Below are 16,799 nucleotides of genomic sequence, written 5' to 3' on the forward strand. Positions count from 1 at the left end.
GGGCCGGCCTACAGATCCATGAAGGAGTCGAGTCCCACGGTGAGTCCGGGAGCTCCGGCGATCGCGCGCACACCCAGGAGCACACCCGGGGCGAACGAGGTGCGGTCGAGCGAATCGTGTCTGATGGTCAGGGTCTCCCCCTGTGATCCCAGGAGCACCTCCTGGTGGGCGACGAGGCCGGTCACGCGGACCGAGTGGACCCTGATGCCGTCGACCTCGGCTCCTCGTGCACCCTCCAACTCGGTCGACGTGGCGTCAGGGGACGGCCCGAGTCCGGCCTCGGCGCGTGCGGCGCCCATCATCTCGGCGGTGCGGTGGGCCGTGCCCGAGGGCGCATCGGCCTTGTTCGGGTGGTGGAGTTCCACGATCTCCGCGGACGGGAAATACCTGGCGGCCTGAACGGCGAAGCGCATCATGAGGATCGCTCCGATCGCGAAGTTGGGCGCGACCAGCACCCCGGTCCCAGGACTTGACTCGAGCCACCCTCGCAGGGTCCCGAGTCGCTCCTCGGTGAACCCGGTGGTGCCGACGACCGCGTGGATGCCGTGGGAGACGCAGAACTCGAGGTTGCTCATCACCACGTCGGGATGGGTGAAGTCCACGACCACCTCGGCGCCGCGGTCGGTGAGCATCTGCAGCGGATCCCCCTGGTCCACCTCGGCGACGAGGTCCATGTCCTCCGCCGCGCGGACCGCCTCGCAGATCGCCGCGCCCACCTTGCCGCGTGCACCGAGCACTCCGACCTTCGTCATCGTCATCGTCTCCTCAATGGTCGTCACGCCTGCCACCAGCCTATCCGCCCACGCCGGCCAGCAGACCAGCCGCGCCCCCCGCGTCGGGCATGCCGGGCCCCACGGCCGCCAGACACCAGGGAGCGGTCTCGCCGGTCCAGTACTCTGCGACGTCGTCGCGGGTGACCCTCCGGAGTCGGAGGAGGGACTCCTCGACGGTCACGACCGTGTCGCGGTCCAACAGGTGGCGGCCGATCCGCGTCATCCGCGACAGCGGATCATCCAGTCCGAGCCTGATCGACCCGGTGAGGTGTCCGATCGCGCGGTCGACCTCGTCGCCGGCAGGGGGATCGTGGACCATCCCCGCCACCACCTCGGCGAGCGCACCACTCAGGGCGTCGACTCGTCCGACCGGACTGCCGGCGACGACCGAGACCAGTCCGGTCGCCCGGAACTGGTCCATCGACGCGTAGACGGTATAGGCCAGCCCGAGTTCCTCGCGGACCCGCTGGAATAACCGGGAACTCAGGCCACCACCGAGGACCGCGGTCGCGACCTGTGCGGCGGCGCGGTCCCGATGATCGCGGGCCGGGGTTCTCCGAGCCAGCGCCAACAGCACCTGCTCGGAGTCGTCGTCCTCCCCCACGAGCACCGACGACGGAGCCCAGTCCGCGCGGTCGTCGGTCTGAACGGAGGTGGATGCGGAGGTGTGGACTCCTTCCCCCGCATCACCGGGTCCCGCGGCGACCACGGCGGCCAACGGTCCGTCGGCGATACGCCTGACCAGGTCCTCGTGGTCGATGCGTCCGGCCGCGGCCACCACCACGTCCCCCGCACGGAGAACTCTCCGGTGGAAGGACCGCAGCGTCTCGGCGTCCAGGGCCTCCACCGACTCCTCGGTACCGATGATCGGGCGGGCCAACGGGTCATCACCGAGTACGGCCCCCGTGGCGAGTTCGCAGGCGAGGTCCTCGGGGTCGTCGGCGCGGCCCGCGAGCTCGTCGAGCACCACATCCCGTTCGATCTCCACGTCCTCCGGAGCGCAGGACCCGTTGGCCACCACGTCGACGAGCACGTCCACCGCCGTCGCCAGACCCTCCGCCGGGACGTGCACGTGGTAGCAGGTGTGCTCCCGACCCGTGTAGGCGTTGAGGTCGCCCCCGAGGAGGTCGATCCGCTCGGAGAGTTCCCGCCCCGACGCCGTGGCGGTCCGCTTGAACAGGACGTGCTCGAGGAAGTGCGCTGCACCGTGCTCGTCGGGGGCCTCGTCGGCGGAACCCGCCGCGATCCACACCCCGACCGCCGCGGTGTGGCACCACGGGAGGTTCTCCGTCACCACCCGGAGCCCGGGGATCGACCTGTCCACCCTGATCGTCGAACTCACGGTGACTCTCCCTTCCAGCGATACGAGGCACGCACCCCGGATGCGGGGTGCGTGCCTCGTGTGGTGCCGGGGTGCGCGTGCCCGCCCCCGGCGGTGGATCAGTTGTCGTCGCCCTCGGCGTCGGCGACAGTCTCCGCTGCGGCCGACTCGTCGCCGACGGGGACGAGGCTGATCTTGCCGCGGTTGTCGATGTCCGCGATCTCGACCTGCATCTTGTCGCCCACGTTGACGACGTCCTCGACCTTGCCGACCCGCTTGCCCTGGCCCAGCTTCGAGATGTGGACCAGGCCGTCGCGGCCGGGCAGCAGCGACAGGAACGCGCCGAACGGAGCGGTCTTGACGACCGTGCCGAGGAAGCGCTCGCCGACCTTGGGCAACTGCGGGTTTGCGATCGCGTTGATCTTGTCGATTGCCGCCTGCGCGGACTCGCCGTCGGTGGCACCGATGTACACGGTGCCGTCGTCCTCGATCGAGACGCTCGCGCCGGTCTCCTCGGTGATCGAGTTGATCATCTTGCCCTTGGGCCCGATCACCTCACCGATCTTGTCGACCGGCACCTTGATCGCGATGATGCGCGGGGCGAACGGGCTCAGCTCGTCCGGCTCGTCGATGGCCTCGGCCATCACGTCGAGGATCGTCAGACGGGCCTCACGGGCCTGGGTGAGCGCGCCGGCCAGCACCTCGGACGGGATGCCGTCCAGCTTGGTGTCGAGCTGGAGCGCGGTGACGAACATTCCCGTACCGGCGACCTTGAAGTCCATGTCGCCGAACGCGTCCTCGGCACCGAGAATGTCGGTCAGGGCGACGTAGCGACGTTCCGACTCCCCGGCCTCGTTCTTGATCTCGTCCGAGACCAGGCCCATCGCGATACCCGCCACCGGTGCCCTGAGCGGGACACCCGCGTTCAGCAGGGACAGGGTCGAGGCGCAGACGGAACCCATCGAGGTGGAGCCGTTGGAGCTGAGCGCCTCGGAGACCTGGCGGATGGCGTACGGGAACTCCTCGACGCTGGGGAGCACCGGCATGAGCGCACGCTCGGCGAGCGCTCCGTGACCGATCTCGCGACGCTTGGGCGACCCCACGCGGCCGGTCTCACCGGTGGAGTACGGCGGGAAGTTGTAGTGGTGCATGTAGCGCTTGCTGGTCTCCGGACCGAGCGAGTCGATCTGCTGGGCCATCTTGACCATGTCGAGCGTGGTGACGCCGAGGATCTGGGTCTCTCCCCGCTCGAACAGGGCCGAACCGTGGGCCCGCGGGATGACCTCGACCTCGGCGGACAACGCGCGGATGTCCCGGATGCCGCGGCCGTCGATACGGAAGTGGTCCGTGAGGATCCGCTGACGGACGATCTTCTTGGTGAGCGACTTGAACGCGGCACCGAGCTCTCCGACGCGTCCCTCGAACCGCTCCGAGAGTGAGTCGAGGACCTCGGCCTTGAGCTGGTCGGTCGCCCCGTCGCGCTCCTGCTTGTCGGCGATGGACATGATCTCGCCGAGCTTCTTCTCCGCGACCTCGGACACGGCGGTGAACGCGTCCTCCTGGTACGGCGGGAAGAGCGTGAACTCGCGGGCCTCGGACGGCGCGGCGGTGGCCAGCGCCTGCTGCGCGGCGCACAGCTCCGAGATGAACGGCTTGGCCGCCTCCAGTCCCTGCGCCACGACGTCCTCGGTGGGCGCCTGCGCGCCTCCGGCGATCTTCTCGATGACGTTGTCGGTGGCCTCGGCCTCGACCATCATGATGGCGACGTCCGCGGTGTCACCCGAACCGGTGACGCGACCCGCCACGACCATGTCGAAGACGGCCTCGGAGAGCTGCTCGACGGTCGGGAACGCGACCCACTGGCCCTCCGGGCGGGCAGCGGTCGGGATGAGCGCGATCCGCACGCCGCCGACCGGGCCCGAGAACGGGAGGCCGGACAGCTGCGTCGAGGCGGACGCGGCGTTGATCGCCACGACGTCGTAGAGGTCCTTGGGGTCCAGGCTCATGATGGTCACGACGACCTGGACCTCGTTGCGGACCCCGTCCGCGAAGGTGGGACGCAACGGCCGGTCGATGAGGCGGCAGGTGAGGATGGCGTCGGTGCTCGGCCGGCCCTCGCGGCGGAAGAACGATCCGGGGATACGACCGGCGGCGTACATCCGCTCCTCGACATCCACCGTCAGGGGGAAGAAGTCGAAGTGCTCCTTGGGGTGTTTGCCCGCCGTGGTGGCGGACAGCATCATGGTGTCGTCGTCGAGGTACGCGACCACCGCGCCGGCGGCCTGCTTGGCCAACCGTCCGGTCTCGAATCGCACCTCGCGGCGACCGAAGTCGCCGTTGTCGATGGTCGCGACGGTCTCGAAGACACCGTCTTCGACCTCGACGGCCTTGATCTCTGGCATGTGTAGTCCTGTCCTGTCGGTGACTGGGGGCCTCACGGCGGAGAAGACTCCGCCGGGCCCGCCGGGTCACACGTCAGGGAATCCCGGTTCGACTTCGGTCTTCGATCGAAGCGGCCGGAACCGGCGCCCCGTCCCGGGGCACCCGCGGTTCCGGCAGCCACTACCGAGGACCGTCAATCGGACCTGTCGACACCCGGTACGTGCGCACCGGCCGTGATCAGGCTACCAGGGAGAACACCCCGGGTCACCGGGGGACGCGCTGACAGCGCCCCCGTACAGCACTGTTCCCCGCCCTCTTCGAGGACGGGGAACAGTGGGCGCGCGGGCGGGGTCCGCTCAGCGACGCAGGCCGAGGCGCTCGATCAGCGAGCGGTAGCGCGCGATGTCGACCTTGGCGATGTACTTGAGGAGACGACGACGACGGCCGACCATCAGGAGCAGGCCGCGACGCGAGTGGTGGTCGTGCTGGTGGCTCTTGAGGTGCTCGGTCAGCTGGCTGATCCGCTTAGTGAGCAGCGCGACCTGGGCTTCGGGCGAACCGGTGTCGGTCTCGTGGATCCCGTACTCGGCCAGTACGGCCTTCTTCTCTTCGGTGGTCATCGCCATGGGTCTCTCCTGGTTGTTCCAGTCCGCGAAAATGAATGACCCCGCCGCCGCGGACCGCAGGAGGGCCGAGAGGAGACGTTACCAGTGGACGGCCCCGGCACCCCAATCGGTGATCAGTGGCGCTCGGCGTCCACCTCGAGCACGGCCCTGGTCCTGGCCACGTCGCGGTCCATCGCCACCAGCAGTTCGTCGACGGAGGAGAACTTCTCCATGTCGCGGACGTGGTCGACGAAGTCGACCGCCGCCACCCGTCCGTAGAGGTCCGCGGACTCGTCCAGCACGAACGCCTCGACACTGCGCGCCGCGTCCCCGAAGGTGGGATTGGTGCCCACGGAGATCGCCGCCGGGTAGCGCCGGCCGGGCAGGATCGACCCGTCGACCTCGTGATCGTCGAGGAGGGTGAACCACCCCGCGTAGACGCCGTCGACGGGGACGGCCGTGTATTCCGCCAGGTCCAGGTTGGCCGTCGGGTACCCCAGGTCGCGCCCACCGCGTCCGGCCCCGTGCACGACGAGCCCGGACACACGGTGGGGACGGCCGAGGATCGATGCCGCGCCGGCGACATCGGACTCCGAGAGCAGGCGCCGGATCCGGGACGAGGAGACGGGCTCTCCCCCGGATTCCAGCAGGTCCATCACCCGGACGTCGATCCCCCGCTCGGAACACAGTTCGCGCATCGTCTCCGGCGTGCCCGCGGCACGTCGGCCGAACGAGAAGTTGCTCCCCACGGTGACGGAGCGACTCCGCAGCCCCCGGACCAGGACTCGGTCGATGAACTCGTCGGGTTCCCACGAGGCCATCCCGGTGTCGAAGGGCAGGGCGAACACCGCGTCCACGCCCAGCTCGCCGGCCAGTTCCGCACGTCGCTCCAGCGGGGTCAACACGAGGGGGTGGGTACCGGGCCTGACCACCTCCACGGGGTGTGGGTCGAACGTCACCAGGACAGGGCTGGCCCCCAACTCACGTCCGGTACCCACCGCGTGGTCCACCAGTCCCCGGTGACCTCGATGGAGACCGTCGAACACCCCGAGTGCGACGGAGGTCCCGCCGTCGGGGATCACGATCTCGTCGAACGTCCGCCACAGCTGCACGGCGCCCACCTTACGCCCGGGCCTCACAGGCCCGCCGGTCGCATGACCACGACCGGAGCCGCGCGCTGTCCGGACTCGGAGACCAGAGCCTCCACCCGTCCGTCCGGTCCCACGGCGGCGACCACCCCGTCGTCGCCGCGGGCCTCGAGCCACCGTCCGTGTCGCAACCCCTCCGCCTCGTCGGCGTCGACGTCCCGACGGGGGAAGGCGGTCAACGCGGCGGCGTCGAGGTCCAGGGACAGACGCGGATCCTCCTCGAGCTCCCCGAGGGTCCGGGCGACGTCCAACCCGAACGGGCCGACGCCCGTGCGACGCAGCGCGGTGAGATGACCCCCCACGCCGAGCGTGGCACCGAGGTCGCGGGCGAGCGCGCGGATGTAGGTGCCGGTCGAACAGTCGACGACGACGACGAGGTCCACCACCTCTCCGGAACGTGTGCGCTCCAGGACCTCGAACCGCGACACGGTCACCCCCCGCGCGTCGAGCCGCACGTCCTCCCCGGCCCGCACCCTGTCATAGGCCCGGCGGCCGTCCACCTTGATCGCACTCACCGAGGACGGGACCTGCTCGATCTCCCCGGTCAGTCCCGCGACCCCGGCGTCGATCGCCTGATCGGTCACCGCGGAGGCGTCGACCCGCGCGGTGGTCTCACCCTCCGCGTCGTCGGTGGTGGTGGATTCGCCGAGCCGGATGGTGGCCTCGTAGGACTTGGTCTCCAGCGCGAGCAGTCCCAGGAGCTTGGTGGCCCTCTCTATCCCCACCACCAGGACACCGGTCGCCATCGGGTCGAGCGTGCCGGCGTGTCCCACCTTGCGGGTGCCGAAGTACCGGCGCAGCCGCCCGACGACGTCGTGACTGGTCATGCCGCCGGGTTTGTCGACCACCACGAGTCCGGGGGCGGGAGCGGGTCGGGGGTCTGGTCTGCGCTGAGTCACGCCGGACACGCTATCCCCCACCGGCCGGCCGGAGCACGATCGCCGAGGCCACGTAGCCGTCCCGCACCGCCCACCGGCCGCGGAACTCCACCAGGTCGGGCCCGCCGTCAACCGCCCGCGGGTCGACGAGGATCCGCGAGATCAACACGCCCGAGACGGTCGCGCCGTCGACGTCCGTGGGTGTGAGGGTGATGTGGGCGTCGGCGAAACCCAGCCATCTCCGCGTGAGCGGATACCACGCCTTGTAGGTCGCCTCCTTGGCCGTGAACAGCAGCCGGTCCCAGTGGACCGCACTGTCCTCCCCGCGGGCCGCGCGCACCCACGCCGCCTCCTCGGGTAGGGAGACCGCCTCGAGCACCCCCTCCGACAGGGGCCCGTGCGGTTCGACGTCCAGGCCGAGGGAACGCACCCGGTCGACCGGTGCCAGGGCTGCGGCCCGCAGACCACCGGTGTGCGTGAGCGTGCCCACCACCCCCGGGGGCCACACCGGCATCCCCCTGCCACCCCGGGTGATCGGCCCCGCGGGCACGCCGAGTCGGCTCATCGCCTCGCGTGCGCAGGCACGGGCCGCGGCGAACTCGATCCTTCTGCTCTCGACCGCCCGGCCGATCTGCTCGACCTCGACCGGGTACATCGCGGCCAGCGCCGCCGCGTCGGACATGCCGAGTTCGTCGAACGTCACGGCCACCACATCGTCGGGCAGGACACCCCTGATCACCGTTCCTCCTCCAGGTCGGGCCCGTCGTCATCGGGCCGGGCGATCCTCGGCAGCCCGTCCCCACCCCGGATCCACCGCACCTGACGGTGGTCGGGGGCGGGGAGGATCTGACGGGCGAGCGGATCGGGTCGGCCGCGGGCCGCCCACTCGCGCGGGTAGCCCAGCGAGACCTCGTCGAACCGGACCGAGTCGTGGACGGTGGTGCGCGGGATGTGCAGGTGCCCGTAGACGCATGCCGCGGCGCGATAGCGGCGGTGCCAGTCCGCGGTCTGATCGGTGCCGCACCACAGCGCGAAATCAGGATGTCGCAGGACCTCCGTGGGAGCGCGCAGCAGGGGCCAGTGGTTCACCAACACCGTCGGGTGGCGCGGATCCAGGGCCGCCAGCCTGGTGGTGGTGGCCACCAGGCGATCAGAACACCACGCGGCCGCGTCCGGGTACGGGGCGGGATCGATGAGGAACTCGTCGGACGCCACCACCCGTCGCTCCCGCGCCCCCGCCAGTGCCGCCGCCCGGGACTGGCCCGGCGAACGGGTCCACGAGTAGTCGTAGAGCAGGAACATCGGCACCACCCACGCCGGCCCTCCGGGACCGGTCCAGAGCGGGTACGGGTCCTCGGGGGTGTCCACCCCGATCGCGCGGCAGGCGTCCACCAGACGGTCGTACTTTGTGGTGGAGGTGATCCCCTCGTCGTCGGAGGCGATCCACAACTCGTGGTTGCCGGGTACCCAGAGCACCCGTTCGAACCGGTCCGCCAGACGTCCCAGCGCGCCGATCACGTGATCGGTCTTCTCGGCGACGTCTCCGGCCACGATCAGCCAGTCGCCCGGATGGGCGGGCCGGATGTCGTCGATGACGTCCGCGTTGCCCCGGTGACCGACATGGAGGTCGGACACCGCACGCAGACTCGGGTGGGCCGTCATGTCGTAGCCCCCTCGGATGCCCGACGGTCCGGGGTCTCCGCGCCCAAGACCAGCCATCGGTCACCGCGGACACGGGCCACGACCGCGATGAGTCGCATGGCCACGAACACGCCCATGCCCCACCAGATCCCGACCAGCCCCCACCCGAAGTGTCTGGTCGCGAGGAGCACGGGAAGGAATCCGAACAGGGCGGCGACCACGGTGGTGGTGCGGAGGTAGGCGGCATCGCCCGCGCCGAGGAGGACTCCGTCGAGGCCGAACACCAGAGCGGCCGGGACCACCACGATCGCCATCCCCGTCAGCGCCACCACGAGTCGGCCGGCGACCTCAGTGTCGCCCGACAGGAGCGTCGACATGGGCGCGCGGAAGAGCACCGTGGCCACGGCGAGCCCGACACCCAGCCCCAGCGACCACACGACCACAGCCCGGGCCAGGGCGCGGCCGTGGGCGGCGAGCCCTGCACCCAACGCCGCGCCGACGAGCGACTGCGCCCCGATCGCCACCGAATCCAGGACCAGGGTGTACAGCGCCCACAGTTGCTGCGCCAGGTGGTGAGCCGCGAGGGAGTCGACCCCCGCGGCCGCGGCGGCCGTCGTGGCCACGGCGAAGGTCACCTGGAAGGACGCGGTGCGGATCACCAGATCCACCCCCAGACGGAGCTGGCTCACGATCACGCTCCACCGCGGACGCAACGACCCCCGGTGCTCCAGGACCAGCGCCGCGAGGAAGCCACCGGCCATGATCACCTGACCGGCGAGGTTGGACCAGGCGCTTCCGACCAACCCCAGCGCGGGTACGGGACCGAGCCCGGGCACCAGCACCACACAACCGATGGTGGAGACGCCGATCCCCACGGCCACCAGGACCAGAGGTGTCCTCAGCCGCTGCACCCCCCGCATCCACCCGTGTCCGGCGGACGCGACCAGGATGCACGGAATTCCCCACACCGCCACCCGCAGCCAGTCCGCCGCGCTCGCCGCCACCTGGGCGTCCGCGGCGAGGACCCGCGTCAGGGGCCCGATCGTCGCGTGCACGCCGGCGACCACCACGACCCCCACCGACAGTGCGATCCACGTGGCCTGGACCCCCTCAGCCACGGCGTCCGAACGTCGCCCGGCCCCGTGGAGGCGGGCCGCCCGAGCGGTCGTCCCGTACGAGAGGAAGTTCATCTGGGTGCCGAGCACCAACAGGACGAGCGCACCGACGCCGAGCGCCGCCAGGTCCTCCGAGCCCTGCCGACCCACGACGATCCCGTCGACGAGCAGGTAGATCGGCTCGGCTGCCAGCACCGGCAGCACCGGCAGCGCGATCGACCACAGGCGGCGCCCGAGTTCACCCACACCGACGTCCGGCACCGTGGCGTCGCGTCCCGGGTCAGCCGAGTAGCTCACGGAGCCTCGCCGTGACGTCCCCGAGGTCTCCGCGCACGGTGCACCCGGCCGCCGCGGGATGTCCGCCACCGCCGAACGCCGCGGCCACGGCCGAGACGTCCACGCCGTCGTCGCCGCGGGAACGGAGCGACACCGCGCACTCCCCCGGCCGGATCTCCTTGACCAGGACCGCGACGTGCGCCTCGCGGACACCCTGCAAGTGGGACACGAGCGACTCGACGTCGGCCTCGTCGACCACCGCGACCACGTCGTGCGGGACCGTCAGCCAGACCGCGCCCCGTCCCCCGGCCGCGTCCGCGTCCAGGCGCGCCGTACCCAGGAGTTCACCCAGCACGCGGAGCCAGGAGAACGAGTGGGCGTCGAGGAGCGCGAAGCCGAGCTCCCCGGACTCCGCCCCGGCCGCCAGGAGTCGGCGGGCCGTGTCGTGCGAACCCGCTCCACCCCACCGGAAGGACCCGGTGTCGGTGACGAGCCCGGCGTAGAGGCTGGTGGCGAGTTCGGGATCGACCGGATACCGACCGGCCACGAGGACGTCGAGCACCAGGGACGCGGTCGACGCCGCCTCGGGATCCAGTAGCAGGTGTGTGCCGAAACCCGGGTTGGAACGATGGTGGTCCACCACGAGGATCTCGGCGGCGGACCGGGCCAGCCGTCCCCAGTCGCCCACGCGGTCCGGGCTGGCGCAGTCCAGGGTCACCACGAGACCGTCATGCTCCGGCACCTCGCTCACCGGCACCACGTGCTCGGTCCCCGGGATCACCCGGAGCGCTTCCGGGACGATCCCCGGGTCGAACGAGTGGTGGACCCGCGCGCCCGCTGCCCGCAGCGCCCGGGCGAGTCCCGCAGAACTTCCCAGGGCGTCGGCATCGGGGCGGACGTGACACAGCACGGTCACCTCGCGGTGCCGCGCCAGGACCTCGGCCGCTCCGCCCGCGTCCACCACCGTGATCACCGGTCGTCGTCCTCCGGCAGTCCCTCCTCGTCGTCCCTGCGGTAGGGGTCCTCGTCGCCGGCGGGCCGAGCGCCCTCCGCCACGCGGCGGACCTCTTCGTCCTGCGCGCGGGCCTTGGCGAGCAACTCCTCCATCTGGCGAGCCGCATCCGGAACGGCATCCAGCACGAAGGTCAGCTCGGGCGTGAACTTGACACCAGTCTGCTTGCCCACCATCGTCCTCAGTCGACCGCGGACCGCGGTGAGCGCGTGCTCGGCGGACTCGATGTCGGGTTCGTCGTCCAGGGTCGTCCCCCGGACCGTGTAGTAGAGGGTGGCCACACGCAGGTCCGCGGTGATGCGTGAGTCCGTGATGGTGATGAACTCCAGACGCGGATCCTTGATCTCGAACTCGATCGCCGTCGCGACGATCTCCCCGATCCGCTTGCCGAGCCGTCCGGCCCGTCCCTTACCGGCCATGGCGATCCTCCTTGACGTGGTGCGGCCGCAGGGCGGCCGCTCGATACCCAGAATGCCGTGGGGGCAGGCCCGTAGACCACGGAACCTGCCCCCACGGGGTGTCACCGTCGACGTCAGTCGCGCGGCTTCTCGACGAGCTCGTAGGTCTCGATGACGTCACCGATCTTGATATCGGAGTACGTCACGGTCAGACCACACTCGAAGCCCTCGCGGACCTCGGTCGCGTCGTCCTTCTCCCGGCGCAGCGAGGAGACGGTCATCTCCTCGACCGCGACCTTGCCGTCGCGGATGAGCCGGGCCTTGGCGTTGCGGCGGATGATCCCGTCGAGGACCATGCAACCCGCGATGTTGCCCAACTTGGAGGAGCGGAACAGCTGGCGGATCTCCGCCTGACCGAGCTTCTTCTCCTCGTAGATCGGCTTGAGCATGCCCTTGAGCGCACTCTCGATCTCGTCGATCGCCTGGTAGATGATCGAGTAGTACCGGATGTCCACACCCTCGCGGTTGGCCAACTCTGTCGACTTGCCCTCCGCGCGGACGTTGAACCCGATGATCACGGCGTCGGATGCGGCCGCCAGGTTGACGTTGGTCTCGGTGACTGCACCGACACCGCGGTCGATGACGCGCAACTGCACCTCGTCGTCGATCTCGATATTCATGAGGGCCTCTTCGAGGGCCTCGACCGTACCGGAGTTGTCGCCCTTGATGATGAGGTTGAGCTGGCTCGTCTCCTTGAGATGCGAGTCCAGGTCCTCGAGGCTGATCCGGCGGCGGGACCGCGCGGCGAGCGCGTTGCGCTTGCGCGCATTTCGCTTGTCGGCGATCTGCCGTGCGGTGCGATCCTCCTCGACCACCATCAGGGTGTCGCCTGCGCCACAGACACTGGTCAGACCGATCACCTGGACCGGACGGGACGGGGTCGCCTCCACGACGTCCTCCCCGTGCTCGTCCACCATGCGACGGACTCGCCCGTACGCATCGCCCGCGACGATCGAGTCGCCGACCCGCAGGGTTCCGCGCTGGATGAGCACCGTGGCGACCGGACCGCGTCCGCGGTCGAGGTGCGCCTCGATGGCCACGCCCTGCGCGTCCATGTCCGGGTTGGCCCGGAGGTCGAGCGACGCGTCCGCGGTGAGGACGACCGCCTCGAGCAGCGACTCGATGTTGAGCCCCTGCTTCGCGGAGATGTCAACGAACATGGTGTCGCCGCCGTACTCCTCCGGGACGAGCCCGTACTCGGTCATCTGGCCACGGATCTTGTCGGGCTGTGCGCCCTCCTTGTCGATCTTGTTGACCGCCACGACGATCGGCACGTCGGCCGCCTGCGCGTGGTTGATCGCCTCGACCGTCTGCGGCATCACGCCGTCGTCCGCCGCGACCACGATGATCGCGATGTCCGTCGACTTGGCGCCGCGGGCACGCATGGCGGTGAACGCCTCGTGACCCGGGGTGTCGATGAAGGTGATCGTGCGGTCGATCCCGTCGACCGGCACGGTGACCTGGTAGGCACCGATGTGCTGGGTGATGCCGCCGGCCTCACCCTCGCCGACCTTCGCGGACCGGATGCTGTCGAGCAACCGGGTCTTACCGTGGTCGACGTGACCCATGACGGTGACGACCGCGGGACGGATCTCGAGCTCGTCCTCGCCGCCCTCGTCCTCGCCGAAGGACAGGTCGAACGAGTCGAGGAGCTCGCGGTCCTCGTCCTCGGGGCTGACGACCTGGACCTTGAAGCCCATCTCCTCGCCGAGGAGCTGCAGGGTCTCCGGGGTGACCGACTGGGTCGCCGTGACCATCTCGCCCAGGTTGAACAGCGCCTGGACCAGCTGTGACGGGTTGACGTCGATCTTGTCCGCGAAGTCGCTCAGCGAGGCACCCTGTGCCAGACGTAGGACCTGCCCACGACCGTCGGGGAGCCGGACGCCGCCGACCTCGGGGGCCCGCATCGAATCGTATTCCTGACGCTTCTGCCGCTTGGACTTGCGGCCCCTACGGGGTGCGCCACCGGGACGACCGAACGCACCCGCGGCGCCGCTGCGGCCGCGATTGCCGCCGCCACCGCCGGGACGACCGCGGAAACCGCCGCCACCCGCCGCGGGGGCACCGGCACCGCCGCCGCCGGGACGGAAACCTCCGCCACCCGGACGACCGCCGGGGCCTCCCGGCCTACCGCGGCCCGCAGCGGGACGCGCGACCTGACCGGGCATCTGCCCGGGGCTGGGACGAGGACCGCCCGGACCCGCGGCGCCCGGACGCTGCGCCGGACGGGGGCCGCCCTGGCCGGGGGCCGGACGGGGACCGCCCTGGCCGGGGGCCGGACGAGGACCGCCCTGACCCGGAGCCGGACGCTGGCCGCCGGGACGGGGACCGCCCTGGCCGGGGGCCGGACGTGCCCCGCCCTGCGGACGCGGTGCCGGAGTGGTGCCACTCGAGAACGGGTTGTTCCCGACGCGCGGGGCCTTGGGACCTGGCTTCGGGCCCGCGGGACGCGGACCGGGAGCCGGACGAGATGCCGCCGGGGTCGCCGGGGCCTCCGGGGTGGGACGCTCGGCAGCGGCGGGCTTGGGAGCCGGAGCCGCGGGCCTGGCGCCCGGGGTGGGACGCTCGGCTGCGGGCGTGTTCGCCGCAGCCGGAGCGGGGGCCGGAGTCGGTGCCGGCGCCGCGGGCGTGGCGCCCGGGGTGGGACGCTCGGCAGCGGGCTTCGGTGCCGCCTTGCGCGGATCCGCCCCCGGACGGGGGCCCGGAGCCGGTCGAGATGCCGCGCCGGGCTTCGGCGAAGCTGATCCACCCGGCTTGGGGGCGGCCGGTGCGGACTCGGTGCCGCCGTCGGCCGGTGCGTGCGACGCACGGAGGCGCCGGACCACCGGTGCCTCGAGGGTCGATGATGCGGACTTGACGAACTCTCCCTGATCGCGGAGTTTCGTCAGAAGTTCTTTACTAGTGATACCGAACTCTTTTGCCAGCTCGTGTACCCGGGGCTTGCCTGCCACTGCTCTCCTCACTGCGAGGTCTTCACGGCAGGGCTGGCCGCGCGACCTCGTTCTACATTCGATGGACGTTCATCGCTGGAGCTTCACGGTGTGCTCATCGTGTCTGGTCCGTTCCTTCTCTAGTGCTCCCCCGGTCGGCCCATGCGGCCGACGGGTGGTCTCTCGTGCTCACGACGATAGCGTCTCGAGCACCTCCGAGATCGCGTCCTGGGACACGTTCCCGGCCAGTCGCAGGGCCCTGATGAAGGCCTTGCGATCGAGTGCTGTCGCGATGCACCGTTCGTCACGGTGCACCCAGGCTCCCCGCCCGACCGCTCGCCGGTCGGGGTCCGGCGAGAGCGCTGCCGCCTGCGGATCGTGAACGATCCGAAGTAGCCGGGAATCGGAATCCCGGCGGCGACAGCCGACGCAGGTCCTTACCGGACCCGCCACTTCGGCTGAGCCGTCCTGCTGGTCTCGATGTACCCGCATCAGGCCGCCTCGGTTTCTCACCGTCCCTCCCGCGCGAGCAGGTGGACGTGAAGTCACTGTGACATCTGCTGAGTCTACAGGTCGCGGAGTTTCGATACTAACGGCGCGCCCGACCGCGTGGACAGCGGACGTGCCGGACGTCATTCCGCGTCGCTGTGGATGTCGATCCGCCACTGCGTCAGCCGGTGGGCGAGGCGGGCGTTCTGCCCCTCCTTGCCGATGGCGAGCGAGAGCTGGTAGTCGGGCACCACGACCCGGGCCGCGCGGGTCTCGGCGTCCGCCACGGTGACGGAGATGACCTTGGCCGGGGAGAGCGCGTTGCCGACGAAGACCGTGGGGTCCTCATCGAAGTCCACGATGTCGATCTTCTCGCCGTTCAGTTCCGCCATCACCGCCCGGACGCGCGCGCCGTTCGGTCCGATGCAGGCCCCCTTGGCGTTGAGGCCCGACACCGTCGTCTCGACTGCGATCTTGGTCCGGTGGCCGGCCTCACGCGCTATCGCGGAGATCCGGACCGACCCGTCACCGATCTCGGGCACCTCCAGGGCGAAGAGGCCGCGGACCAGGTCCGGGTGGGTGCGCGACAGCGAGACGGAGGCACCGTGCGGCCCCTTGTGGACCCCCACGACATGGCACTTGATGCGGTCACCGTGCTGGTAGGTCTCACCCGGCACCTGCTCGGCCGGTGCGATGGTGCCCTCGGTCCCACCGCTCTCGGGTCCGATGTGGACGACGATGATCCCCCGCGCGTTCGCACGGGAATCCGATTGGATGACTCCGCTGACGACCTCGCCCTCCCGGGCGACGAGGTCACCGTAAATCCGCTCGGTCTCGGCCTCGCGCAGGCGTTGCAGGATGATCTGCCGGGCCGTCGCCGCGGCCACCCTGCCGAAATCGGAGGGGGTGGCGTCGAACTCGCCGATCCGGTTGCCCTCCTCGTCGACCTCGGCCGCCATGACCGCGACCGTCCCGGCCTTCCGGTCGAGCTGGATCCGGGCGACGCGGTGCGCGTCGTCGGTCCGCTTGTACGCGGTGAGCAATGCGTTTTCCAGGGTCCGCACCAGGTCGTCCAGCGGGATCTCCCGCTCCTGGGACAACATGTTCAGCGCCGCCATGTCGATGTTCAACTGTCTTCTCCTTCTCGCACGCCACGTCCGGGGTTCTCGGGCTCCGACAGGAGGGCGAGTTCGTCCTCCGGAGCGGGCCGGAACTCGACCCGGATCACAGCGCGTGCCACGGCGTCCAACGTTACCGAGTCGACCCGCATCCCACGACCCGACCTCGAGACCAGCCGTACGGTCCCGGTCTCCTCGTCGAGGTCACCGACCCGCCCACGGGAGGGACCTTCGACTCCGTCGACGTAGGTCACGTCGACCTGACGACCGCGGGCCCGGCGCCAGTGCCGAGGTTCCTCGAGGGGCGCGTCCACCCCACGGCTCGTCACCTCGAACGTCACGGCCCGGTCGGGTCCACCCCACTGCTCGGCGAGGGCGTCGAGGTCGGTCGACAGCCGTGCGAGGTCGTCCAATGTGACACCCGAGTCGCCGTCGACGACGACGGTCACGTGCCAGTCGGCCGCCCGCGAGTCCTCCCGGAGTTCCTCGAGTTCGAGTCCACGGTCGGCGACCGTTCTGCGGATATGGGCCCTGTCGGGCTCGGGGACGATCACGGTACTCCTGGCGTAGCTGCTGGTGGGTGCCGATCCGGGTTGCGGACGGGCCGGATCACTGTACCGCCCCCGGGGCCCGGGCTCGGCGCCCCCTGGCAG

General features: G+C 70.6%; 15 protein-coding genes. All 15 read right to left on the bottom strand.

All coding sequences use genetic code 11. The features are described from left to right. Positions 1 to 8: 8 nt before the first annotated feature. Entirely contained in the window at positions 9 to 758 is a 750-nt protein-coding gene (gene dapB / locus A6048_RS09205; RefSeq protein WP_107747465.1) for a 4-hydroxy-tetrahydrodipicolinate reductase, read from the bottom strand. 34 nt (positions 759 to 792) lie between these two features. Then, entirely contained in the window at positions 793 to 2,115 is a 1,323-nt protein-coding gene (locus A6048_RS09210; RefSeq protein ID WP_107747464.1) for a M16 family metallopeptidase, read from the bottom strand. A gap of 98 nt (positions 2,116 to 2,213) precedes the next feature. Continuing rightward, positions 2,214 to 4,496: a polyribonucleotide nucleotidyltransferase gene (locus A6048_RS09215; RefSeq protein ID WP_107747463.1), complete on the bottom strand. Its 2,283-nt coding sequence runs from the start codon at positions 4,494 to 4,496 to the stop codon at positions 2,214 to 2,216. 336 nt (positions 4,497 to 4,832) lie between these two features. Beyond that, positions 4,833 to 5,102 (bottom strand): 30S ribosomal protein S15, encoded by a 270-nt coding sequence (gene rpsO / locus A6048_RS09220; protein ID WP_107747462.1) that lies wholly within the window; start codon positions 5,100 to 5,102, stop codon positions 4,833 to 4,835. Between the two features lie 113 nt (positions 5,103 to 5,215). Next, positions 5,216 to 6,193, bottom strand: a complete 978-nt coding sequence (locus A6048_RS09225; protein ID WP_107747461.1) for a bifunctional riboflavin kinase/FAD synthetase — start codon at positions 6,191 to 6,193, stop codon at positions 5,216 to 5,218. A gap of 23 nt (positions 6,194 to 6,216) precedes the next feature. Beyond that, positions 6,217 to 7,128 (bottom strand): tRNA pseudouridine(55) synthase TruB, encoded by a 912-nt coding sequence (truB, locus tag A6048_RS09230; RefSeq protein WP_107747693.1) that lies wholly within the window; start codon positions 7,126 to 7,128, stop codon positions 6,217 to 6,219. Between the two features lie 10 nt (positions 7,129 to 7,138). Beyond that, entirely contained in the window at positions 7,139 to 7,846 is a 708-nt protein-coding gene (locus A6048_RS09235; RefSeq protein ID WP_107747460.1) for a 4'-phosphopantetheinyl transferase family protein, read from the bottom strand. Continuing rightward, positions 7,843 to 8,769, bottom strand: a complete 927-nt coding sequence (locus A6048_RS09240) for a metallophosphoesterase family protein (protein WP_107747459.1) — start codon at positions 8,767 to 8,769, stop codon at positions 7,843 to 7,845. Before A6048_RS09240 ends, A6048_RS09235 begins: the two co-directional genes overlap by 4 nt. After that, a complete protein-coding gene (locus tag A6048_RS09245; protein ID WP_235027493.1) occupies positions 8,766 to 10,160 on the bottom strand; it encodes an MATE family efflux transporter in 1,395 nt (464 codons plus the stop codon). The genes A6048_RS09240 and A6048_RS09245 overlap by 4 nt, the downstream gene beginning before the upstream one ends. Next, the gene (locus A6048_RS09250) at positions 10,144 to 11,112 is read right to left on the bottom strand and encodes a DHH family phosphoesterase (protein WP_107747458.1); all 969 of its coding nucleotides are present in this window, start codon (positions 11,110 to 11,112) and stop codon (positions 10,144 to 10,146) included. Before A6048_RS09250 ends, A6048_RS09245 begins: the two co-directional genes overlap by 17 nt. Continuing rightward, the gene (gene rbfA, locus A6048_RS09255) at positions 11,109 to 11,570 is read right to left on the bottom strand and encodes a 30S ribosome-binding factor RbfA (protein ID WP_107747457.1); all 462 of its coding nucleotides are present in this window, start codon (positions 11,568 to 11,570) and stop codon (positions 11,109 to 11,111) included. The genes A6048_RS09250 and rbfA overlap by 4 nt, the downstream gene beginning before the upstream one ends. A 113-nt stretch (positions 11,571 to 11,683) precedes the next feature. Further along, a complete protein-coding gene (infB, locus tag A6048_RS09260; protein ID WP_107747456.1) occupies positions 11,684 to 14,560 on the bottom strand; it encodes a translation initiation factor IF-2 in 2,877 nt (958 codons plus the stop codon). 168 nt (positions 14,561 to 14,728) lie between these two features. Beyond that, positions 14,729 to 15,175 (bottom strand): YlxR family protein, encoded by a 447-nt coding sequence (locus tag A6048_RS09265; protein WP_327494633.1) that lies wholly within the window; start codon positions 15,173 to 15,175, stop codon positions 14,729 to 14,731. Next, entirely contained in the window at positions 15,172 to 16,158 is a 987-nt protein-coding gene (gene nusA, locus A6048_RS09270) for a transcription termination factor NusA (protein ID WP_107747454.1), read from the bottom strand. The genes A6048_RS09265 and nusA overlap by 4 nt, the downstream gene beginning before the upstream one ends. Further along, a complete protein-coding gene (locus A6048_RS09275) occupies positions 16,155 to 16,700 on the bottom strand; it encodes a ribosome maturation factor RimP (RefSeq protein WP_107747453.1) in 546 nt (181 codons plus the stop codon). Before A6048_RS09275 ends, nusA begins: the two co-directional genes overlap by 4 nt. Between the last annotated feature and the right edge of the window lie 99 nt (positions 16,701 to 16,799).

The organism is Dietzia psychralcaliphila (assembly GCF_003096095.1).
In the GTDB taxonomy this organism is placed as follows: domain Bacteria; phylum Actinomycetota; class Actinomycetes; order Mycobacteriales; family Mycobacteriaceae; genus Dietzia; species Dietzia psychralcaliphila.